This window comes from Candidatus Epulonipiscium viviparus (assembly GCF_030708075.1).
Classification (GTDB): Bacteria; Bacillota; Clostridia; order Lachnospirales; family Cellulosilyticaceae; genus Epulonipiscioides; species Epulonipiscioides viviparus.
Window position 1 is genome coordinate 2,702,047 of record NZ_CP117982.1, and the last position, 23,258, is coordinate 2,725,304.

At 36.2% G+C, this 23,258-nt stretch carries 22 protein-coding genes; 13 read left to right on the top strand and 9 right to left on the bottom strand.

Going from position 1 to position 23,258, the window contains the following annotated elements; translation table 11 throughout:
* The 11 genes from scfB (at position 1) to PCY70_RS11575 (ending at position 12,259) form a co-directional block, all read left to right on the top strand.
* The gene (gene scfB, locus PCY70_RS11525; protein ID WP_305767437.1) at positions 1-1,356 is read left to right on the top strand and encodes a thioether cross-link-forming SCIFF peptide maturase; all 1,356 of its coding nucleotides are present in this window, start codon (positions 1-3) and stop codon (positions 1,354-1,356) included.
* A 105-nt stretch (positions 1,357-1,461) separates the two neighbouring features.
* Positions 1,462-2,688, top strand: coding sequence for a protein translocase subunit SecD (gene secD, locus PCY70_RS11530; RefSeq protein WP_010167941.1), 1,227 nt, complete (start codon positions 1,462-1,464; stop codon positions 2,686-2,688).
* Complete coding sequence (gene secF / locus PCY70_RS11535; RefSeq protein WP_305767438.1) at positions 2,685-3,587, top strand: protein translocase subunit SecF; 903 nt, start codon at positions 2,685-2,687, stop codon at positions 3,585-3,587. The genes secD and secF overlap by 4 nt, the downstream gene beginning before the upstream one ends.
* 16 nt (positions 3,588-3,603) lie before the next feature.
* Positions 3,604-5,250 (top strand): glycosyl hydrolase family 18 protein, encoded by a 1,647-nt coding sequence (locus PCY70_RS11540; protein ID WP_305767439.1) that lies wholly within the window; start codon positions 3,604-3,606, stop codon positions 5,248-5,250.
* A gap of 31 nt (positions 5,251-5,281) precedes the next feature.
* On the top strand, positions 5,282-6,109 hold the full coding sequence (locus tag PCY70_RS11545) for an N-acetylmuramoyl-L-alanine amidase (protein ID WP_010167936.1): 828 nt from the start codon (positions 5,282-5,284) through the stop codon (positions 6,107-6,109).
* A 91-nt stretch (positions 6,110-6,200) separates the two neighbouring features.
* A complete protein-coding gene (radA, locus tag PCY70_RS11550) occupies positions 6,201-7,544 on the top strand; it encodes a DNA repair protein RadA (RefSeq protein WP_305767440.1) in 1,344 nt (447 codons plus the stop codon).
* Between the two features lie 100 nt (positions 7,545-7,644).
* Complete coding sequence (gene ispF / locus PCY70_RS11555) at positions 7,645-8,127, top strand: 2-C-methyl-D-erythritol 2,4-cyclodiphosphate synthase (protein WP_305767441.1); 483 nt, start codon at positions 7,645-7,647, stop codon at positions 8,125-8,127.
* Between the two features lie 3 nt (positions 8,128-8,130).
* Positions 8,131-9,540, top strand: a complete 1,410-nt coding sequence (gene cysS, locus PCY70_RS11560; protein WP_305767442.1) for a cysteine--tRNA ligase — start codon at positions 8,131-8,133, stop codon at positions 9,538-9,540.
* Positions 9,533-9,943, top strand: coding sequence for a Mini-ribonuclease 3 (locus PCY70_RS11565; protein WP_305767443.1), 411 nt, complete (start codon positions 9,533-9,535; stop codon positions 9,941-9,943). Before cysS ends, PCY70_RS11565 begins: the two co-directional genes overlap by 8 nt.
* Positions 9,944-10,789, top strand: a complete 846-nt coding sequence (gene rlmB, locus PCY70_RS11570; RefSeq protein ID WP_305767444.1) for a 23S rRNA (guanosine(2251)-2'-O)-methyltransferase RlmB — start codon at positions 9,944-9,946, stop codon at positions 10,787-10,789.
* A 63-nt stretch (positions 10,790-10,852) separates the two neighbouring features.
* Positions 10,853-12,259, top strand: a complete 1,407-nt coding sequence (locus tag PCY70_RS11575) for an MATE family efflux transporter (RefSeq protein ID WP_305767445.1) — start codon at positions 10,853-10,855, stop codon at positions 12,257-12,259.
* Positions 12,260-12,304: 45 nt separating this feature from the next.
* Here PCY70_RS11575 and PCY70_RS11580 read toward each other — a convergent pair whose 3' ends face one another.
* Positions 12,305-13,066 (bottom strand): hypothetical protein, encoded by a 762-nt coding sequence (locus PCY70_RS11580; protein ID WP_305767446.1) that lies wholly within the window; start codon positions 13,064-13,066, stop codon positions 12,305-12,307.
* A gap of 137 nt (positions 13,067-13,203) precedes the next feature.
* Here PCY70_RS11580 and PCY70_RS11585 point away from each other — a divergent pair, with 137 nt between their 5' ends.
* A complete protein-coding gene (locus tag PCY70_RS11585; protein WP_305767447.1) occupies positions 13,204-13,410 on the top strand; it encodes a hypothetical protein in 207 nt (68 codons plus the stop codon).
* Positions 13,411-13,468: 58 nt separating this feature from the next.
* Here the strand turns inward: PCY70_RS11585 and PCY70_RS11590 are convergent, their stop codons facing one another.
* The 8 genes from PCY70_RS11590 to PCY70_RS11625 all read right to left on the bottom strand — a co-directional run bounded on the left by PCY70_RS11590 (position 13,469) and on the right by PCY70_RS11625 (position 22,182).
* Positions 13,469-14,431, bottom strand: a complete 963-nt coding sequence (locus PCY70_RS11590; RefSeq protein ID WP_305767448.1) for an endonuclease/exonuclease/phosphatase family protein — start codon at positions 14,429-14,431, stop codon at positions 13,469-13,471.
* 106 nt (positions 14,432-14,537) lie between these two features.
* Positions 14,538-15,791 carry a UDP-N-acetylglucosamine 1-carboxyvinyltransferase gene (locus PCY70_RS11595; RefSeq protein WP_305767449.1) on the bottom strand — a complete coding sequence of 418 codons (1,254 nt, stop codon included), beginning with the start codon at positions 15,789-15,791 and terminating at the stop codon, positions 14,538-14,540.
* 90 nt (positions 15,792-15,881) lie between these two features.
* Positions 15,882-16,766, bottom strand: coding sequence for a two-component system regulatory protein YycI (locus tag PCY70_RS11600; protein WP_305767450.1), 885 nt, complete (start codon positions 16,764-16,766; stop codon positions 15,882-15,884).
* A gap of 6 nt (positions 16,767-16,772) precedes the next feature.
* The gene (locus PCY70_RS11605; RefSeq protein ID WP_305767451.1) at positions 16,773-18,119 is read right to left on the bottom strand and encodes a hypothetical protein; all 1,347 of its coding nucleotides are present in this window, start codon (positions 18,117-18,119) and stop codon (positions 16,773-16,775) included.
* A gap of 2 nt (positions 18,120-18,121) precedes the next feature.
* Complete coding sequence (locus PCY70_RS11610) at positions 18,122-18,739, bottom strand: hypothetical protein (RefSeq protein ID WP_305767452.1); 618 nt, start codon at positions 18,737-18,739, stop codon at positions 18,122-18,124.
* 88 nt (positions 18,740-18,827) lie between these two features.
* Positions 18,828-20,657, bottom strand: a complete 1,830-nt coding sequence (locus PCY70_RS11615; RefSeq protein ID WP_305767453.1) for an ATP-binding protein — start codon at positions 20,655-20,657, stop codon at positions 18,828-18,830.
* A 1-nt stretch (position 20,658) separates the two neighbouring features.
* Positions 20,659-21,357 carry a response regulator YycF gene (gene yycF / locus PCY70_RS11620; RefSeq protein ID WP_010167742.1) on the bottom strand — a complete coding sequence of 233 codons (699 nt, stop codon included), beginning with the start codon at positions 21,355-21,357 and terminating at the stop codon, positions 20,659-20,661.
* A 39-nt stretch (positions 21,358-21,396) separates the two neighbouring features.
* A complete protein-coding gene (locus tag PCY70_RS11625; RefSeq protein ID WP_010167741.1) occupies positions 21,397-22,182 on the bottom strand; it encodes a LysM peptidoglycan-binding domain-containing protein in 786 nt (261 codons plus the stop codon).
* Between the two features lie 142 nt (positions 22,183-22,324).
* Between PCY70_RS11625 and PCY70_RS11630 the strand changes: the two genes are divergently transcribed.
* Positions 22,325-23,248: a D-2-hydroxyacid dehydrogenase gene (locus tag PCY70_RS11630; RefSeq protein WP_305767454.1), complete on the top strand. Its 924-nt coding sequence runs from the start codon at positions 22,325-22,327 to the stop codon at positions 23,246-23,248.
* Positions 23,249-23,258: the final 10 nt, after the last annotated feature.

Here is a 23,258-nt window from a genome sequence, read left to right on the forward strand (position 1 = left end):
ATGATACACAAATTTAAGTTTGATGGGCTTAATATTGTAATGGATATAAATAGTGGCGCAATTCATGTTGTTGATGATATTGTTTATGATCTTGTTTTAGAAATACCAAAATTAACCGCTGATGAAATTACGGTTAAGTATGCAGCGATTTATGACGAAAAATATATAAGAGAGGCGATAGATGAGATCAACGAATTAATATCCGAACAAATTCTTTATACCGAGGATACATACGAAAATTTGATTCCAGCTTTTCTTGATAGAAAGCCAATTGTTAAAGCGCTTTGTCTTCATGTTGCCCATGACTGCAATTTAGGCTGCAAATATTGCTTTGCAGGAGAAGGGGAGTATCATGGTCCCAGAGGGCTAATGAGCGTTGAAGTTGGAAAGCGTGCTATTGACTTTTTGATTGAGAGCTCTGGAGTTCGTACTAATTTGGAGGTAGATTTTTTTGGTGGAGAACCGCTGATGAATTTTAAGGTAGTTCGTGAATTGGTTGACTACGCAAACTCTCGTGCAGAACAAACAAATAAGAAATTTAGATTTACTCTTACTACTAATGGGGTGTTATTAAATGATCAGATAATCGATTTTCTCAATGAATATATGGATAATGTGGTTTTGAGCCTCGATGGAAGGCCAGAAATTAATGATCAGATGCGTCCGACCGCAAATGGCAAGGGCAGCTACGATATTATTTTACCAAAATTTAAAAAGCTTGTAGAAAAAAGAGGTGGCAAAAAATATTATATCCGCGGAACATTTACTCACAAAAACCTAGATTTTGCAAAGGATGTGTTGCATATAGCAGAGTTGGGGTTTAATGAAGTTTCTGTGGAGCCTGTTGTTGCACCTAGAAGTAAAGATTATGCGATCAAAGAAGATGATATTGCGTTATTGTGCCAAGAATATGAAATATTAGCAAAAGAAATGCTGAAAAGATATAAACAAGACGGGGAGGTTTTTAATTTCTTTCATTTTAATATAGATCTTACGGGAGGTCCCTGTGTATATAAACGCTTGTCTGGCTGCGGGTCTGGAACAGAGTATTTGGCTGTGACGCCAGAAGGAAATCTATATCCGTGTCATCAGTTTGTGGGTATAGATGAATTTGCGATGGGCAATGTTTGGGACGGAGTGACTAATCTTGATCGCAGAAGTGAGTTTGGATCTTGTAATGTTTATCAAAAAGATGAATGTAAAAAATGTTTTGCAAAATTTTTCTGTAGTGGAGGGTGCGCGGCAAATTCATACAACTTCAATGGCAATATATTGGGGACATATGAGATTGGCTGCCAACTACAAAAAAGTCGCCTCGAAAATGCAATAGGGTTAATTGCAAGCAAACAACAATAGTACCTTGACGAAGCTCTTATAATTAAAAGGTAATGATACTTTATTTAAGGCAAACTACAAAAGAAAGAGAGGATAGTGAGGAGCGATATCCTTGCTGAAAAAATTATGAAATCTATTTTAAAAATAGTAGGCGTAGTTTTTGCAATTATCATAACTGTCTATCTGGCATATTTTGGATTGGGTGAAAGAAATGTATTTTCTTATAATCACATAAACCTAGGATTAGACTTGCGTGGTGGGGTTAGTATTGTTTATGAAGTAGAAGGAGAAACGCCACAAGCATCAGATATGGCAGCAGCAGTTGCGATGATTCAAGTGCGACTCGATAGAGAAAATTATACTGAAGCAGAAGTTGCAATAGAAGGTGATAGGCGAATTCGTGTTAATATTCCTGGAGTAGAAGATCCGCAAGAAGCAATTAACAGCATCGGAGCAACAGCGTTACTCACATTCGAAGATGAAAATGGCAATGTCGTTTTAGAAGGAAAAAATATCAAGAGTGCGGTATTTCAACTCGCTGATATGGGAATGGGAAATGAAGCCGTTGTTGCAATTAAATTAGATGATATAGGAACAGAAGCGTTTAAAAAAGCTACTGAAGAAAACATCGGAAAGCCTATTATAATTAAATTGGATGGAGAAATTATCAGTGCGCCAACAGTAAACGAAGCTATTAGAAACGGTGAGTCTGTGATTTCGGGGTCATTTACAGAGCAGTCAGCAGCTCAGCTAGCAGATCGTATAGAAGCTGGTTCGTTGCCGTTTGCGTTAATTCCGGTATCATCAAGTGGCGTAGGCGCAAAGCTAGGTATGGACGCATTTAACTCAAGTTTACAAGCTGCGGTAGTGGGATTCATTATAGTACTTATCTTTATGGCTTGTGTATATAGATTGAGTGGCATTGTTGCAGATATCGCTCTTACGCTATATGTGTCTTTGGTTGTTATTATATTAAGTTTGATAGAAGCCACGTTGACATTGCCAGGTATTGCGGGAATTATTTTGTCGATTGGTATGGCAGTGGATGCAAATGTTATCATATTTACAAGAATTAAAGAAGAAATTAATTCTGGAAAAACAGTGCGCTCTGCAGTAGACAGCGGATTTAATAAGGCATTGAGTGGAATTGTTGATGGGAATGTTACGACTTTGATAGCGGCGTTTGTTTTATATATGCTAGGGTCTGGAATTATAAAAAGCTTTGCAACAACGCTAGGTATTGGTATCGTACTTTCTATGTTTACAGCTCTTGTCGTTACAAGAATTTTGCTTAGATCATTTGTTGCAGCAGGATTACAAAATCCAGTGTTATATGGAGGAACAAAGCGATGAACTATATACAAAATCGAAAAATCTTTTTTTCAATTTCCTTGATATTGATCGCGATATGCTTTGCGGCTATGGGTATAAATTATGTTGGTGGTAGAGGTTTGTTAAACTATGATATCGAGTTTAGTGGTGGTTCTATTTTGCATTTAGACCTTATGACAGATTTTAATGTAGAAACAGAAATTATGCCACTGGTGATAGAATATTTGGGAGATGATTCAGCGGTAATTCAGTTGGTTCCAGATACGCATCAAATAATGATTACAACTAAGACTACAGATGCGACAATGAGAACAGAATTTGTAAAACAGGTACAGAAAGAATTAAACCTAACAGGAAATATTATTTTGGCGGAAGATTCTGTATCACCAACAATTAGTACAGAGCTTCAAGCAAATGCCATGTATGCGATTGTGTTGGGATCAATTTTGATGTTAATATATATTTGGGTGCGTTTTAAAGACTTTAAATTTGGAGCTGCAGCAGTTGTGGCGCTAGTCCATGATGTTTTGATTATGTTATTCGTATATGCAGTCTTTAGAGTGCCTATTAATAATTCGTTTATAGCGGCAATTCTTACAATTATAGGGTATTCTATCAACGATACAATAATAGTTTTTGATAGAATAAGAGAAAATAGAAGAGTAATTGGTGGTTCAGACGAAGAGGTTATAAATAAAAGTATCAGCCAAACTTTGACACGTTCGATAAATACTTCGATAACAACATTGATAATGGTGGCATTGTTAAACATTTGCGGTACTGCATCTGTTAGGGAATTTGCATTTCCATTAGTAATAGGTGTTATTTCTGGAACGTATTCTTCTATATTTATAGCAAGCCCGGTTTGGTTTGAAATGAGAAAAATTGCAAAGCGAATGAGAAAAAAAGCAACAACATAATAATTTGGAGGACCGAATGTTTAAGAAAATTTTATTAGGTGCATTTGGGGCGATTGTTATTGGAGTAGGTGTGGCGGGTTATATACGGATTAGGCCTGCCACCACTAAGATTGACCCCATTACTTATTTTGGTGAATTTTCGCCGGAATATACAAATATGACTTTTGAAGATGCAAGAATAGATTTATTTGAACCTGCAATCATAAAGAATGGCAAGATTTTTGTGTCTAGTGAATTTGCAAATAAATATGTAGATGACACAGTATTTTATGATCCTAGGGAAGATATTTTAACAGTTACAACGTTAAATGATGTGGCGCGTTATAATATAGATGAAGAAAATGAGGATTTCTTGTTTGAGCAAAATGAAATTTGTTATATATTAGATACATTTTTGGAAGAGAGATTTCCGATTGATTTTGTATTAGGCGAAGATGGCAGAGTGGTTATTGCAAAAGATTTATCTACCGAAAAACAATTAGGAAAAATCACAAAGCGTACCGGAGCTGCAGTGAGAACTCATGCAGACAAAAAACGCTTTATTTTGGACGAAGCAGTATATAAAAGTGAAGTAGAAATATATGGGGAGCTTCTTGATTATTATAGAGTTAGAGATGAAAATGGATTTATAGGATACGTAAAAAAAAGATATATAGAACTCACAGGCGTTAGTGAAACTAAAGATAAAAAGGTTTATGAGCCACATAAAGTTGATCTATTGGATGAGAAAGTGAGACTTGCTTGGGATCAAATGACGGTTTTGGCGGTTAATAATTTTGATCATCCTAGATACAATAATATTCAGGATTTGAATGTACTAGCACCGACTTGGTTTGACTTTAAAGATGAAAATGGAAATCTAAATAGCAGAGCATCTCATGGATATATTAAAGCCGCAAAGGCAGAAGGTATAGAAGTGTGGGCATTATTAAGTCACAATTTTTCAAATCCAGAATTTACATCAAAAATATTAAATAGCACAACCAAACGCCAGCGTGTGATTGACCAACTTGTTGAATATTCATTAGAATATAATTTGGATGGCATAAATATAGATATAGAGAACGTTACTCAAAGTACCAGCGAAGAATGGGTTCAATTTATGAGAGAATTATATCCTCAACTGGGAGAAATCGGAGTTTGTGTATCAGTTGATGTATATATTCCGTCAGAATGGTCAAAATTTTATATGAGAGACAAAATTGCACAGGTTGTAGATTACTTTATTGTAATGGCATACGATGAACATTGGTCGGGATCTGATATAGCAGGGCCAGTCGCTTCTATTGACTGGGTCGAAGAAGGATTGAAGCTAAATTTAGACGAAGTACCAAATGATAAATTGGTTTTGGGTATTCCGTTTTTTAATAGAATATGGGCAGAAAATGGGGACGTTCTGGAAACCCGAGCAATTAGCATGTACGAAGCCAATAGCAGAATAAAGAATGCAGGAGCAAAGCCTACTTATGATGATCTGACAAAACTGAATTATGCAGAATTTGAACAAGATAATAAACTGTACAAAATTTGGTTGGAAGACAAAGACGCAATTAGTAAACGTATAGATCTTATAGAAAAATATGACTTAGCAGGCTATGCGGCTTGGAAATTGGGACTGGAAACTAGCGATGTATGGGCAGAATTATCCAAAATGAGCAAGTGAGTGTAGACAATAAAATTGAGGTGAGAAGATTTTGAATTTTACGAAAACAACGTTTGTTACTTTTTGCTTAGTATTTTTAGTGGCATTCTGTGGATTTTATAAATTCCAGTTGAACGATGATGCAATTACGCAAAATGTTCCGATAGAAGAAACACCTAGTACTGCAGAAAAAATTTTGAATACTCATAGCGTTCCAACAATGAGTGAAATAGATATAAATTTGGATGCGCCGCTACAAGCCGAAGTTCCAGAAGAACCAAAAGAAGTTATTGCAATCGACCCAGGGCATGGAGGATATGACCCTGGGAAAGTTGGATCTTGTAATAATTATGAAAAAGATATAAATCTCAAAATTGCTCTAAAGTTGAGAGACTTTTTAGAAGAGCACAAATATAAAATCGTCCTTACTAGAAGCGAGGACAAAGATCTGGATAGTTTTGATGATAAATTTCACAAACGCGAGGATATGCAAGCAAGGATTAAAACTATCAACGAAAGTGGCGCTGCAATAGTTGTGAGCATCCACCAAAATGCTTTTGCGCAAGAGAAAGCGAAAGGTGCACAAGTGTTTTATTTTAACGATGAAAGTCTGGGAAAAAATCTTGCAGCATCTGTAAAAAATAGCATAAAAGAAATGGCAGACCCAGATAATATAAGAGAAATTAAGCATTCCGAAGAATATTATATATTAAAGAAGAGTAATGTGCCGGGAATTATTGTAGAATGTGGATTTCTTACCAACCCTGAAGAAGAAGCGAAGTTGCTAAGTAATGAGTATCAAACTAAAATGGCACAAGCAATTGGAACCGGTATTATTAATTTTCTAGAAAGTGTATCAGCTGAACAAGCAACAAATTAAGACGATTAGAAAATATAGTAAAAGAGGGGGACCTGACATCTTTGCACCGTCAGTAAACCCTTTTTTTCGTTTAAGGAGAAATTAAATTATTATGGCAAAGTTAAAGAAAGTGCATGTGTGTCAATCATGCGGATATGAATCTGCAAAGTGGATGGGAAAGTGTCCGAGTTGCAATGAATGGGGTTCTCTAGTAGAAGAGAATGTGGAGGAAGTTAGAAAGACAGGAGGAACAAAAAATATTCCGATGAAGCTTGCAGAGATAAAGCTAACTACGGAAGATAGAACAACTACAGGCATAGCGGAGCTGGATCGAGTTCTAGGAGGAGGCATAGTGAAGGGGTCGTTGGTGCTGGTGGGAGGTGATCCAGGAATTGGAAAATCGACCCTATTGCTACAAATATGCCAAACATTGGGAGAGTTAGGAAATACGGTGTTGTATGTTTCGGGAGAAGAATCGTGTACACAGATAAAATTGCGTGCCGAAAGACTGCGAGTGACGACTAGTAATCTATCGTTGGTGAGCGAAACAACCATTGCGAGTGTTCGTGAGCATATACAAACCGTTAAGCCAGATTTGGTGATTATAGACTCGATCCAAACCATGTATGATGAAGAGGTGGGTTCGGCACCAGGAAGCGTGTCGCAGGTAAGACAGGTAACGCATGCATTGATGAACATTGCAAAGGGAAAGGATATCACAATTTTGATTGTGGGGCATGTAACAAAAGAAGGAACACTTGCAGGGCCCAGAGTGTTAGAACATATGGTAGATACGGTGCTGTATTTTGAAGGAGAGCGACATGCGGCATTTAGAATCTTGAGAGCTGTAAAGAATAGATTTGGATCCACAAATGAAATTGGGGTATTTGAGATGGTTGATAAGGGGCTGGTAGAAGTCGCAAATCCGTCGGAGTTGATGCTTTCGGGGAGGCCGTTGGATGCACCCGGGTCGGTTGTGGGATGCTCAATGGAGGGAACGCGCCCCATGCTGGTGGAGGTGCAGTCGCTGGCAAGTTTTACCACATTTGGAATGCCGCGCAGAACTGCAACAGGAATAGATTATAATAGAGTGGTTTTGTTAATTGCAGTGCTAGATAAGCGAGTTGGAATAGATATGTCTAACTATGATGCCTATGTAAATTTGGCAGGAGGAATGAAAATAAATGAGCCGTCGCTGGATTTGGCAATAGTGTTGGCGATCGCATCGAGCTTTAGAAATAAGGTGATGGACCCATATACTGTTGTGTTTGGAGAAGTGGGGTTATCGGGAGAAATAAGAGCTGTTCCGATGCCAGAAAAACGAATTATAGAAGCGAGCAAGCTTGGGTTTAGGCGATGCATTATGCCGGCGGTTAGTAAGGCAAAGCTTCCTCGAATAGCCAATATAGAAATTATAGGAGTGGAAAAAATTGATGATGCATTGAAGTACATGTGATAAAAAGTAGCAATAAGGGTGGCAATTACAAGAAAAATATGGTATAATTGGTATAAATGAAGTCATATTTAAAATTATATAGAAAAGAGACTAAAGATAAATGTTTAGAATAGGCTCAGGTTATGATGTTCATAAATTAGTAGAAGGTAGAGACTTGATTTTGGGAGGAGTGACTATCCCGCATCAGACAGGTTTGCTAGGCCATTCTGATGCAGATGTGCTAGTGCATGCGATAATGGATGCGCTGATTGGAGCTGCGGCAATGGGAGATATAGGAGTACATTTTCCTGATACAGCTGAAAAGTATAAGGGAATAAGCAGTCTTAAATTGTTGGTGAAAACGGGTGATTTGATAGAGCAATCTGGATATAAAATCTCGAATATAGACGCAACGATTATTGCGCAAAAGCCCAAAATGGCACCATATATAGCAGAAATGTGCAAGAATATTGCAGTATCGCTGTCGATCAAACTAGATCAAATTAATATTAAGGCAACAACAGAAGAAGGGCTTGGATTTACAGGAGCAGAAGATGGTATTTCTGCCAACGCAAGTGCCCTAATTTATAGAGAGGATTTTTAAGTTATGCTAAAGGTTTATAATACGCTTACAAAACGCAAAGAGGAGTTTGTACCACTTTCTGAATCAGAGGTCAAGATGTATGTCTGTGGACCCACCGTGTATAATCTAATTCATATAGGTAATGCACGACCTATAATTGTATTCGATGCAGTGAGAAGGTATCTGATAGACAGAGGGTATTCGGTAAACTTTGTTCAAAATTTTACTGATGTGGATGACAAAATCATAAAGAAGGCTAATGAAGAAGGCAAAGATACGATGGAGATTGTGGATTTCTATATAGAAGAAACTCTAAAGGATATGCACAATTTAAATGTTTTGCCAGCAACAGTTAATCCACGTGTTACAAGCGAAATGCCACAAATTATAGCAATGATAGAGACCCTGATCGAGAAAGGCTTCGCTTATGAAGTGGATGGAACAGTGTTCTTTGAAACAGAAAGCTTTGCAGAATATGGCAAGCTGTCAAAAAAAGTGTTGTCAGAGCTTGAAGCAGGTGCTAGAATAGAAGTGGATGATATAAAGAAAAATCCAATGGACTTTGTTTTGTGGAAGCCCAAAAAAGAAGGGGAGCCATATTGGGAAAGTCCTTGGGGAAAAGGTCGCCCGGGGTGGCATATCGAATGTTCTGCAATGAGCAAAAAATATTTGGGAGAGCAAATTGACATTCATGCAGGAGGAGAAGACCTGATATTTCCTCATCATGAAAATGAAATTGCACAAAGTGAAGCCGCGAATGGGAAAAGCTTTACAAAGTATTGGCTTCACAACAGCTTTCTAAATATCGATAACAAAAAGATGTCGAAATCTTTGGGTAACTTTATGTTGTTGCGAGATGTTGGAGAGGCCTTTGGATACGATACGGTGCGATTTTTTATGTTGGCAGCGCACTATAGAAGCCCGCTAAACTTTAGCGATACGCTTATGGAATCGGCAAAGGCAAGTTTGTTGCGTATAAAAAACTGTATGGAGGATCTAAACTTTGCAATTACAAAGGCAGAAGAAGAGCCGATAGATGAAGCGGGCAACGAGCTCATAGCACAAGTGGATGCGTATAAGGCAAGGTTCTATACTGTAATGGATGATGATTTTAATACTGCAGATGCAATAAGCATAATATTTGAATTGGTAAAAACTACCAATACTTATATTAAGAAAGGTAGAAACAAGCGACTATTGCTAATTTTGAAGGAAAATCTGGATCATTTTATTGGTATTTTAGGGCTTTTGTATAAAACAGATGAGGCAAAAGAGTCTATTTCAGATGATGAAGTTTTGGAGTGGATAGCAAAGAGGGTACAAGCAAAGAAATCAAAGGATTTTGCAAAAGCAGATGAAATTCGAGCATTTTTAGAAAGTAATAACATACAAATTAAAGATACAAGAGAAGGTGTTCAGTTTAAACGTGTTTGATAAATTAAACGACATAAACGTAAATCCTAGAGGGTATTCTCCTTTGGCACTCGCATATATAGGAGATGCAGTATATGAGATTGTTGTACGAGATTATATAATAAAGAAGGCAAATGCTCCGGTAAATCAGCTTCATAAGGCAACGAAGCAATATGTAAAAGCAAGTGGGCAAGCAAAAATGTATCACAAGATTAAGGACATACTCACTGCAGAGGAGTTGGCAGTGCTAAAGCGAGGTCGCAACGCTAAAAGTGCATCTTCGCCCAAAAATGGAGACATCCGAGAATATAGACTTGCAACAGGAGTTGAGGCTTTGGTTGGATTTTTGTATCTAAATAACGAAATAGAACGACTAGCAAATATTATGGAAATTGGTATTGCTGAAATCGAAAGGGAAATTTAAATGGAAAATAATGAACAAGAACAAATAGCAGAGCAAGCTGGAGAAAAGAAAGCAAAACCAAGAAGACCGCGCAAGAAACCGGAAAATAATATTGAGGCGGTAGAGACCGATACGTTAGAAAGTGTTATCTTTGGCAGAAACAGTGTGATAGAAGCTATGAAAGCTGGGCGATGTATAGATAAAATTTTGATACAAAAAGGAGATACGGAAGGTTCTATTGTTAAGATTATAAACGATGCGAAGAAAAGCGGAATTGTTGTTCAGGAAGTGGAAAAGGCAAAATTAGATGCATTGACCAATCACGAGAAGCATCAAGGAGTGTTTGCGTATGTGGCAGCGCACAGGTACTATGCTTTAGATGAGATTATGAACGATGCAAAAAGCAAGGCAGAAGATCCGTTTGTATTGATATTGGAGAGTATTCAGGATCCGCAAAATCTGGGTGCGATAATTAGAACGGCATTAAACGCAGGGGTTCATGGGATTATCATTCCGAAGCATAGAGCAGTGGGATTGAGTGCTGCTGTGCAAAAAGCATCTGCAGGAGCCGTAGAGTATATGAAGGTGTGCAAAGTGACTAATATTGCGCAAACTATTGAAACTCTTAAATCTGCAGGAGTTTGGGTTGCCTGTGCCGATATGGATGGAGAAATTATCTATAGAGAAAATTTAAAAGGTCCTATTGGAATTGTAATTGGCAATGAAGGTGGCGGAGTTTCAAAAAATGTAAAGTCAAAGTGTGATTTTGTAGTGAGCATTCCTATGTTTGGCAAAATCCAATCGTTGAATGCCTCTGTTGCAGCGGCCGTAGTTTGTTATGAAGTGGTTCGTCAAAGACGATATTAGTTAAAATATAAAAGGGCAAGGGAACTGTGATGGTTTTCTTGCTACATATTTAAGGAGGGTTTTATGATAGCGTTGGTGAAGAGATTTTTTGGATGCTCAACAATGGTGGATAAGCATCAAGTGGTGGGCGAGATTCCAGAAACACGTCAGGCGTATAAAGATGTTTTTGCATTGGCTTGGCCTAGCGTTGTGGAGAGAGTGCTAGTAAGTATGGTGAGTGCAGTAGATACAATGATGGTTGGAGGATTGGGGCCGCTGGCTATTGCTTCTATAGGCATTACGCAGCAACCTATATTGATATTGCTAGCAATCATATTTTCGCTAAATGTGGGTGTATTATCGATCGTCGCTCGCCGAGTGGGAGAGAAAGATTTTGAAGCTGCCAATAAGGTAGTAAGGCAGTCAATTTTATTGATTATCGTGTTGTCGATAATATTGTCAATCGTTGGAATGATATATTCGGAGACAGTGTTGATTTGGATGGGAGCAACGGCAGATGTATTGCCTGATGCAGTTACATATTTGAGAATAATCTTATGTGGATTTATGTTTAATGCCATAGGAATAAATATTAACTCAGCGCTACGAGGTGCGGGAAACACAAAGGTTTCGATGCGATCAAATATTACAGCAAACCTGGTCAATTTGGTATTAAACTTTATCTTGATAGAAGGGAGATTTGGAGCGCCAGCTTTGGGTGTTGCAGGTGCAGGAATAGCGACTATAATAGGCCAGTCGATTGCCTGCCTAATTTCGTTGTCGGCGTTATTTAACAAAGATGCAGATCTAAAAATTTCGAAGGGTGATAGCTGGAAGCCAGAATTTGGTGTTTTAAAGAACGTTATAAAAATTAGTGGAGGAGCATTTGTTGATCAAATTTGTATGAGACTGGGATTTTTGATGTATGTGAGAATTGTTACATCCTTGGGAATGATGGCATATGCAACGCATCAAATTTGCATTATATTTTCTAATTTCTCATATAGCGTGGGAGAAGGTTTTTCGATCGCGGCATCATCATTGGTGGGAAGAAATCTTGGTGCAAAAAGACCCGATTTGTCAATTATATATGGAAAAATCACAGAAAGAATAGGTCTTGCGGTTTCGCTAATATTATGTGGCATTTACTTTACATTTAGAGAGGAGTTATTTGCGCTATTTACTGAGGATGCGGAAGTGTTGGCCTTAGGCGTTACAGTTATGGTTATTGTTTCTATAGCGAATATTTTTCAGGTGCCACAAACGATTTTGTCGGGAGCCCTACGAGGTGCGGGCGATACGAAGTTTATTGCCAAAGTTGCATTGGTAAGCATTACAATTTTGAGGCCGATATGCACATATATCTATTGCTATCCATTGGGATTAGGATTGATAGGGGCTTGGTTGGCTATGATGACAGATCAATTTATACGATTAATGGCAACATATGTAAGATTTTCAAAAGGCGAATGGGTTAAATTAAGGGTATAAAAAAGATTCAGCCTCTCAGGGTAAAAATAGAGGGGCTGTTTTTATTTATTTGGGCAAAGAATTGATATATAGTTCAATAGCTTTAGACTTATTATCTTGAGATTCGGTGACCTGAATTTTACTTTTATAAACTTCGTATGTATATGCTTTATGCATAAGTCGTTGCATTCCATTTTCGTCGATGCACATTTCGCGTAAATCAAAGAAGTCTTCGCTTTTATTTAATGTCAACCGCAATGCGCAAAATATTGTATAGGCCGATTGGTCTAAAACAGTATAAATCGTTTCCTTATATAGTAACACCAAATTTCGAAAAATTATATGAGACATATTGATTACATCTGCATTAGAGATAAATCCGCCGGTGGCAAGATTGATAGAATCGAGGATATTGTCTTTTGTGGCATTACGCATCTCAGCAGTAGATAAAAAAATGGGCACCAGTGGAACTAGAAGGTTTTTTGCCATAGTGGATAATCCGTTTTTTATTCCCTGAAGATAGTTTTCGATAGGGTTTTGATCTGTAGGGCATAGGTGCTTAAAATTTTCGTATGTGACCATTTCAAAATAGTTACATATTGCGGACTGATTGAGCATACATAGAAATTCCTCATAAACATATTCAATAGCATACTTATATAGAAGAACATGTCCCTTTAGTTTAAATTCCGAATAAGTAGTTAGCCCTTTTGCTTCTAATAATTCCCAAATATATCTATGAAAATAGAACTGAGCATTGATTGCATCAGGATTTGCATAACTACTATAAAAATAGGCAGAAATTTCCTTAAACTCTAATTTTGGCATTTCATCACTACTTTCGTTTTTATTAAATATATGGCTGCTTTAGGCTTGGATATGCCTAATTTCTAAAATTTGCTGTGTATAAAAATTTGCGCATAATATCAAACTACATTATGTAGCAATATAAAAGGAGGAAAATTATGAATAAAACACAAGAGTTTTTAAATGATACGGTGGAAATGGCGAACATAATGACTGAGGACGCTAAAATTGAGATTAAAAAGCAAATTCAAAAGCAGAAACTGAAAAATGATGTAAACAGCTTTAAACAGGAAATGGGAAGTTTTGTTCAAAATATTAAAGAGGCTGTAACGGAAAAAATGCAAAAAGGACAGGAAAAACTATAAAAAGAACAGCTGTATCTAGGGATGCCAAAGAGAATGCTCCGGCACTCCTAGATGTTAATTACTTTAACATAAATGTTGCAGATACGCTGTTTTGTGGACTATATGCGAAGCCAGATTGAAGAGTTTCTAACGCCAGTAAATCGATATTATCGGAGAACAAAAAGCCGTTAGATAGCTCGCCGTTTTGGTTAGTTGCAACAGTTTCATCAACTGCCCAGAAAAAATTATCCATATTAAGGAAATTATGAAAGTGGTATTGGCTACTGGCCGTAGAAAATGGGTCAATAGAAGTGATAGAACTGTTAAAATCTCCGCCCAAAATTATATAATTGCCTAGTGCGTATTCGGCTTTGAGAAATGCTTCTATTATCACTAAAATTTCTGGAAAGTTGCCTAAATCTTGAATTTGAACATTTGCTAGAACCAATTCTGGGCCGGTCTGAGTTTTTAGGCGACTTACTAGCAATGCGTCGTCTGGTGCCGTCATTTCTTTGTGCCAAGGAAAATCCATAGGTAGTTTGACTCGCGAACTTTCGGCTACTTGATATTTAGATAGTGTCATAAGATTTTGGTTAGTGATACCAAAATGACCGTTTATAGGTATTGCTAAGTAGTGGATTTTTAGATTGCTAGCGAATGCATAGCCATAATTTTGTAAAACATTTTTTAGCAAGTGAACTTGATTAGTATGTTGGCTTCTAGTAGAGTATTGATCGATTTCTTGTAGAAAAATAAAATCTGAATTTGCTATTAATAAATCATCAATGGCAAGTGTCATATTATTAATTATATGTTCAATAGGTGGTTCTTTTTGTTCATTAATTCCAGAACCTAAGTTATGCGTGATTATTGTAAAAGGTGTCTGACTTGCTAATGGATTGGATTTTGGATTGTTTAAAGTTTCCACGAATATAACATCTTCAGGATTATATTGAAATGCAGTAAGACTGCTAAAATATAAAATAACAATTACACTGATTATTAACAACACTATTGCTAATCTGTTAAAAGCTTGCCTCATGTATGTCACCCCTTCTTTATATGTTATTATACTCTATTTTATTCGAAAATAGCAATTTTTTATCGCAAAAAAAAGATTACGGAATGTCCGTAACCCAAGGTTAAAATTAATCTATTCTAAAGATTTGTGCACCAAGAGCAGTTAACTTTTTCTCAATATCTTCATATCCACGATCTATATAGCGTACGTTGTCTATTGTTGTAGTGCCTTTTGCGACTAATCCAGCTATAATCATGGCGGCGCCGGCTCTAAGATCTGTTGCAACTAAATTGGCCCCGTAGAGTGTGTCGACACCTTCTATGCTTGCTTTAGTTCCATCTATTGTGATGTTGGCACCCATCTTTCGCAACTCATCTACATATTGAAATCGATTATCAAAAATACTCTCGACTATTGTGCTTACCCCCTGAGCCTGCAAAAGTGATACCAACATTTGAGGTTGTAAATCGGTTGGAAAACCTGGATATGGAAGGGTAATTATTTGTGTTGCAGTAAGTTTTTGTTTCCATATTACTCTAATATAATCGTCGCCTTCTATTAAGGTTACTCCTATTTCTCGAAGCTTAGAAGTTAGCGAATCCATATGCTCGGGGATAATGTTTCTAACGCATATGTCGCCTTTAGTTGCAGCTGCGATAAGCATAAATGTTCCGGCTTCTATTTGATCTGGGACTATATTATAATGTCCTCCATGTAATTTTGATACACCTTTAATACGAATTACGTCTGTTCCAGCGCCGATAATTTTTGCTCCCATTTTATTTAAGAAGTTTGCGACATCTACTATGTGAGGTTCTTTTGCGGCATTTTCTATAGTGGTTGTTCCTTCTGCTAACACGGCGGCTAGCATTATATTGATAGTAGCTCCAACTGATACCATATCTAGGTAAATTCTTGTTCCGATAAGTCGATCAGCGTTTATTTTAATTATATTATCTTCTATTTCAATGTTGGCGCCCAGTGCTCTAAAGCCTTTGATATGTTGATCGATAGGGCGACCTCCAAAATCGCATCCTCCAGGCATCGCAACTTCTGCTTTCTTAAATCTTCCCAGTAGTGCTCCCAAAAGATAGTACGACGCTCTCATTTTGCTAATACATGGCTCTGTTGCCGAGTATTTGTATATTGTTGTTGCGTCTATCTCTAATGTATGGAGATCTAGAAATTTTGTAACTGCTCCCATCGAAATTATCGCTTCGTTGAGAATTGCGACATCATTGATATTAGGTAAATTTTCAATTATGGTAATACCTTCTACTAAAATTGTTGCGGGCAAGATAGCCACGGCCGCGTTTTTTGCACCACTAATTTTTACATCTCCCACTAGGCGTGTGTCACCCTGTATACATAATTTGCTCATCTAAAACACCTTCTTAATTTCTTTATTTTAATCACCCTTTGTGTATTTAGTAAGTTACATTATACCATCAATAAATAAAAATACCAAGATTTATTTGATCTGATTTGTGTAGGCATTAACAAAAAGCGGTTGCCGAAATCCTTCTATCTCTATTTTATACGTCGGAATTGCTTCTTCTGTCAAGAAAAATACACTATTTTGATTTTCGCGTGCATATCCTAAGGTGATATTTTTTATTATGGTATTTGGATTGATAAATTGATGCAAATTAAAAAGAACTTGATCCACTGCATAAATTTCAGCTTCATGAAAAAATTTTTCACTTACTTCACTTAATGTCATAGTACTCATAAATACACCATCATTATTTATTTGCATATATAGATAACTATCAAATACAGGTAAACCACTATATACACTATAATATGTTACGTTGGCACCGTATGATACTAATTCATAAACAATATTTACTGTTTTTCCCAATAAATCGGCAGGAAATTTTTCATAATATTCTTTTGCATATGATAATATTTTTTGTTTTGATAAAAGGTCATCGCTATTTACACTTTTTTCAATAGCAAAATTGCGATAAATAATTTTATAGGTGCTAAAGCTGAGTGTTTCTAAGCCTTTTTTATATACGCGTTGTTGAGAATCGTATTCTGATTTATTTATAACATTTGTAATAGTGACACCCTCTCGTTTTTCACCAAAAAAATTATTAACAATACTATCACGAATGTTGGTAGTAATTCTCTTAGGAATCAAACTTATTTTTGGTTTTGCGCTATGATCTTTAGGAAGATCACTTTCGATGGTAATGTTATCTTGTTCTAAAAATTCGGTTATTCTTTCAATTCTATTTTGGTTTAAAGTATAGTTTTTAATATATTTATTATAATTTCCTACACCTAAAAATAAATTTGTAATAATAAAAATTATTAACAGATAATTTATGGTCTGTTTGTCGTTCATGTTTTATTATGGATAATACCAATCTCCTTTGTATTTTATGCCCCATTTGATATCGAGAGGTGTGTCGGCACCAGTTAGTTCATATACCAATTCTATGTTACTAAATACAGGTCGTTCTATACCAAGTCCTTTCAAGTTGCTATACATTTTATCAATTGGTGTTGAATATCCGGTAATTATATAATTAGGCTCATATGAAAAAATCTCTTCTACGCTATAGCTAAGCCATTGCGCATCTTTAATTACGCGGTCAATCACCCTAACACTCACCATTGCAGGAACGTCTAATATGTGTTTTAAGTTTTCTGATAGAACAACTGTTATATCTTGATATAATACATTAAAATAATAAATATAAGCGCCATTATCAATTTCTATATTACTTAGATATAGTTTATCCTTTATTGTGGGGCTAATCAAATTGTTTGCTTCTATAAACTCTAGCGCTATATTATATCCTTCTAAACGTGTTTGCGGAATCTTTTCTATAACAGGTCGTAAATTTTGGTAGGTGATAAGCCCAGAAGGTGCAATTGTTAAAATATTCTTGTTTTTTTCTGTAAATTCTATGGCACCACCCAAAAGAAGCTGCGTTTCTTTCATAATGGGTTTTTCAAATAGCTGGTCGGCTCTTCCTTCTATTTCTGCAAAATCCATATGCTCCAAAAAGTTTCGAAATAATATTTTTGAATATTCTAGTGGCATCGAGGGGCTGATGTTGGCCAGGAAAACATTTCCTAAAATATGTGGTGCTTTTATATCCTTAATACTAGGTTGATATCTAAGCGAAGTAGATTCTTCGTCATCTGAATTATTAAATAAATAGTATATATTTTCAAATTCCTGAGCTTTTTGAGGTAATTTTAATTCTATATAATATTCGGATGATTCGTTTATAAAAAAAATGCTATCATCTGAAAGAGTTTCGTCTTTTAGTGTTACAAAAATGCTGTCTATCTTATAATTATATTCAAGAGGGATGCTTTTGCCAATAATTTCGTTAATAGTTAGTGGCAGGCTATATTCGTATATGATGCCCCTTTGGTTATATAATTTACTAGTATCTTCTTGCTTATACTCCTGATCCAAAACATCCGGGATATTAAATAGTACTTTTTGTAGCTCCTCAACCATCAATTTATACTCTTGGTTTTTATTGGGAATTTTTAGACCTTTGGTATATAACCCACCTGTATTTAGCCAGATATATTTGGGGGTTATTGGAGTGAGGACGGCTTTGGTTTCGGCTTCAAAAAAAATATGGCTAAGAGGACCCCCCAGCCATAAATAAACAGTTTGAATTATACTAAGTGCGATAAACATACAGAGTAATAGTAGTTTTATATTTTTCATTTTTATTCCCCATGCTCTGGTAGTGGTGGTGGTGTTTCTACTAAATTACCTGGCAAGTCCCCGGGAGTACTTACTATATAATTTTTTATTTTCAATTTATGTTCTTCGGGTTGCCTATATATTTTAGTAACTATAGAGTTTGCTAGGTCAGCTTCAGTTAGTTTATCAAAGCCAGGATCGATTGCTGCTATTGTAGTTGATAGGGTGGGTAAATCTGGATGTGTATATTTTAATACTATGGTGTTGTCCTTTTCTTGTAAACTAAGAAGTTGATTAAAAGTTTGGGTGGCACCTACTGGTTCGAGTTCATATTTTTTGTAAACTTCATTGCCGCTGTAAATTGTAATAGATATTTGTGTTCCGGCACGTGCTTCTCCCATTAAGTTAATTTCCTTCTCAAAAGTAGTAACAAAAGAATCTGCCTGCAGTAATATTATAGGTTGGATTACTCTAACATATTCGTTTGCCATAAATTCTATAGAAGAATCGGTTTCCTTATATTTATTTGAATCCAATATTTGTTGGATTGTTTCCTGTTCTGCTGTTGCAAAAGCTTGGTTATTTACAAGTGTGATAGCACCCAGAATCATTATTCTTGCGATGTATCGATTGATTTTCATCGATTATGTCACCTCCTCTGCTTGTAATTCCTATTATAGCCGTTTTGTATTACGTGGGCATTACTTTGGAATAACTTTTATTTTACAGTTATTCCAAAAAGTCATAGTCTAAATTTAAAGCATTGAAGGTGATGATGACAGTAGTTCCATGACCGAGTGCGCTCTCCATTTTGATGCTCCCGCCATGAAGTTCGACCATTTCTTTTGCGATAGACAATCCAAGACCAGTGCCTCCCATTTTGCGAGAACGAGCTTTGTCGGCTCTATAAAATCGCTCAAAGATTCTTTCGAGGTCTTTTTTACTCATTCCAATTCCTGTATCTTTAACTTTGATCACTACTTGCTGGTCGTTAGAAGATAGATTGATTTTGATTTGTCCGTTATCTTCTGTATATTTTATTGCATTTGACAAAATGTTGTGAAACACCTGACCAATGCGAGCCGGGTCTCCTTCTATCAAATATTCTTTGTTTTTGTTGTAGCTCAGCTTTATCTGGTGATGCTTACATTTTGCTTGTATCGCTTGTGCTCGTATAGTATCCAACAAAAGAGAATAGATATCCATCACTTGTATATTTAGCTGCATTTGCTTGTTGTCTATTTTAGACAGCTCCAGCAGATCATGGACTAGTGTCGTCATTCTATCTGTTTCTTTTTCCATAACTGATAAAAAGTCTAGCGCTGTTTCTTTTTCGTCGATTGCTCCGCTAATTAATGTTTCGGTATATGTTTTTATTGTGGTTAGAGGAGTTCTAAGCTCGTGCGATACGTTGGCTACAAAGTCTTTGCGCATTTGATCAAGCTTTTGCTGACTGGTAACATCTTGCATTACCACTGTTAGCCCTTCTTTTTCTCCGTGACTGCTCTCATATGATGCAAAATGAAAGCTTATAAATTTATCTCCAATATTCATCATAATGCCCTGTTTATATTGTTCGTCATCTTCTAAAATATTGTCAAACGAAATGTCTAATCCAAATTTTGGAAATATAAAATCAAAGCGATGGTCAATTGTGGATTGGCCAATCATATCATAACTAACAGAATTTGCATGAATTAATACGCCCTGCCGATTAAATGCCAATACGCCATCTGCTAAATTTTCTAAAATTCGTTCCAATTTATTTTTCTCGCTAGAAATATCAAGCAATGTTCGTCGAAGTTCTTGAGCCATTTGGTTAAAGCTCATTGTGAGTTGACCTATTTCATCGCTGGATTCGTTTGGAATTTTTTTAAACGCTCCCTCTTGTAGTAATTTAGCGCTTCTGGTTAGGGCCTTAATTGGTTGTGTGATCATTCTGGCAAATATTGCGCTAAATGCTCCGGCCAATGCCAATGCAACAAGTGTTCCCATTCCTAGAGTACTCATAACTGTATCAACGTTTGCGTAAATTTCTGCTGTATCCGAAATAACATATATAATTGCCTTGATTTCTCCTGTTTCGTAATTGCGAATAGGAAGTGCGTGTTCTAATGTACTTTGAGAGTTATGGCCACCATTTGCCAGGTAAATCCAGTTTGATGTGGCCATTTTATGTGTGGAAAGGGTCTCATTCACAACTCCTGCAAATCCATTTTTATGAGTTCCCGGTACATAGTCTCCTCGTTTAAATTGTGTGCCCAATGCAATTTCGACGAATCCTTGATTGTTGAGAATATATATATCTGTTTCTTCGCCTATTGTTGTCAAATTTTGAAGCTTTGAAATAAGCAAATCTCGGTCTTTTATTAGGTCCACATTACCCTCAAAATCCAGTATTTCTTTCACAGAAACAGCAATTCCTTCTGTTTTTATGCGCATCTTATTAAAATATTGCTCTTCTATTTGAAATATAATTACACTGCCGCTTGCTATCATTATAACTAACACAACACTCAAATATATTCCTATGATTTTGCACTGAATTCCAATTTTCATTTTAACCTCTAAAGTAATAGCCAACACCACGCTTGGTTAAGACATATGTTGCCTTGGCAGGATCATCCTCAACTTTTTCACGAAGTCTTCGTACGGTTACATCAACGGTTCTAACATCTCCAAAATATTCAAAGCCCCATACCTTTTCAAGAAGAATTTCTCGAGTGAAAACTTTGCCTTTTTGCATTGCCAAAAATTTTAGTAATTCAAATTCTCTAAGTGTTAAATCAATGATTTTACCAGATTTTGTAACTTCATATTTTTCCAAATTGATTCTCAAGTTGCCTTCTACAATGGTGTTTTCGTCAAGAGGCTCTGGAATGCGTATTTCTTCATGAGAAGTTCCTCGTCTTAGTTGTGCCTTAACTCTGGCAATAAGTTCTCGCATTCCAAAAGGTTTTGTGATATAGTCGTCTGCGCCTAATTCAAGCCCAACAACTTTATCAATTTCTTCTGCTTTTGCAGTAAGCATAATTATAGGCATATTCTTGGTTTTGCGAACCAGCTTGCATACAGAAAGCCCATCCATTTTAGGCATCATAATGTCCAATAGCACGATATCTGGATTGGTTGTCAAAATCATTTCTAATCCTTCTTCTCCATCATAAGCAACTAAAACTTCATAGCCTTCTTTTTCTAAATTATACTTGATAATATCAGAAATAGCTTTTTCGTCTTCTACTACAACTACTTTTGGCATATCATATTTTGCTCCTTTTCTCACGAGTTTTGTTTACTCTTACTCTATATATGTGATAAATTCTCTAGCGTCATTTTTATTTGTAAGTGCCACGTCAATTAAAGGCACGTCAATCGTAACTTCAATGACCGAATTTAAAACAACAACCCCATTTTTTATCTTAGGATTATTCTTTGTAATTTCGTCTCTATTTATTCTAAGACTTTCTGCAATTTCCCACAATGTATCACCTGCTCTAACTTTATATTCCACTTTAGCAGGTACAGATTGCGCTGCTGCAGCAACAAGTTCATCAAAACTCATAAGCGATTTCGTAGTTGTAAAATATGGTTTGGTGGTAAGTTTTGTAACAAACTCAGACGGTTGGTCCGATCCATAGTATTTAATGGTAAGAGCACTAAGAAGATCATCGAGCATTTCGTCAGATTCGATGATTCCTACTAAAGTATCACCAGCATATAGCTCTCGAAACTCTATCATAAATCCGAGATGTTCTCGTAAATAGGTGATAAGATAATTGGAAGTGATTTTGTTGCTATTAAGCATTTTGAATGGGAATATCTTAACCTCGTTCATATATTCTAATTTTACATCGGAATCATATTGTTGCCTCACTTGTGCAAGAACAACTTCTAAACTTTCGTCAAAGACTTCTTTTGATTCTACCACACCAACATTGTGCCCAGCTACTTGTATCATATAGCCGTTTGGAATAATAATTATTATAGCGAATATAACTAATAACGCAATTATAGTATTAAAAATTATTTTATTTCGTTTGCGTTTTGCCTTAACTTCGCTCAGGTAGTTTAACCTTTTTTTCATAATGGTTCCCCTTTTTGGTTTTATTTTAGCAAAAACAGCAGTAACTATCAAGCTTTTTATGCGTCATAAATATTTTATACCTTGATTGGATATAATTATTGCGATAGAATGATGTGGCAAATATTTTGAAAGGGAGATATTGATGCAGATAAATATTATGGCACCAAATTTTGCTATGATAGCAGAGCGATTAAAAGAAAGTTATCCAGAAGTGACTGTTGCTTTTGGAGAAAATAATTTAGAGAATGCAGATATTATGTTTGGAATAGGAAAAATAGAAAGGTTGCCAAATCTACAAAATCTCAAATTTGTTCAGTTGCAGTCTGCTGGGTTTGATTTCTTGTTAGAGCATAAGAATCTAAAGCATATTAAGTTTGCTAGTGCTAGTGGGGCATATAACGATTCGATTTCCGAGCATATGTTGGCAATGAATTTGATTTTATTTAGGCATTTTAATATTCATAGAGATTTTCAAAAAATGGGTGTATGGCAAAAATGGGAAAATATGCCAGCTGTTCGTCTTATCAAATATTCAACAGTGTTGATAATAGGAATGGGTGAAATAGGAGGCGCATATGCGAAGTTGGTAAAATCGATGGGCGCATATGTAATAGGAGTAAGACGTTCTAATCTAGGGAAGCCAGATTATGCAGATGAAGTCTACTTGATTGATAAGTTGGACGATCTTCTTCCGAGAGCGGATGTAGTTGCGATCGCAGCGCCGCTTAATGATGAAACAAAACATTTGATTGATGTTGCGGCCATTGCCAAAATGAAAGACAACGCAATTTTGATAAATATAGCTAGAGGAGCAATAGTGGATACCGAAGCTCTGTGTGATGGATTAGAAAACGGAAAGCTTGCTGGAGCGGCATTGGATGTAACAGATCCCGAGCCACTGCCAGCAGATCACAGACTTTGGGGTATCAAATCTGCTATTATCTCACCTCATTGTGCGGGCGGAGCAGGAAAAACTGGCATACAAGAAGCGATAATAGAAATTTTTTTACAAAACGTAGCTAGATTTATTGCAGGCAAAAAATTAATTAACGAAATTACGATATAATAAAGAGGAA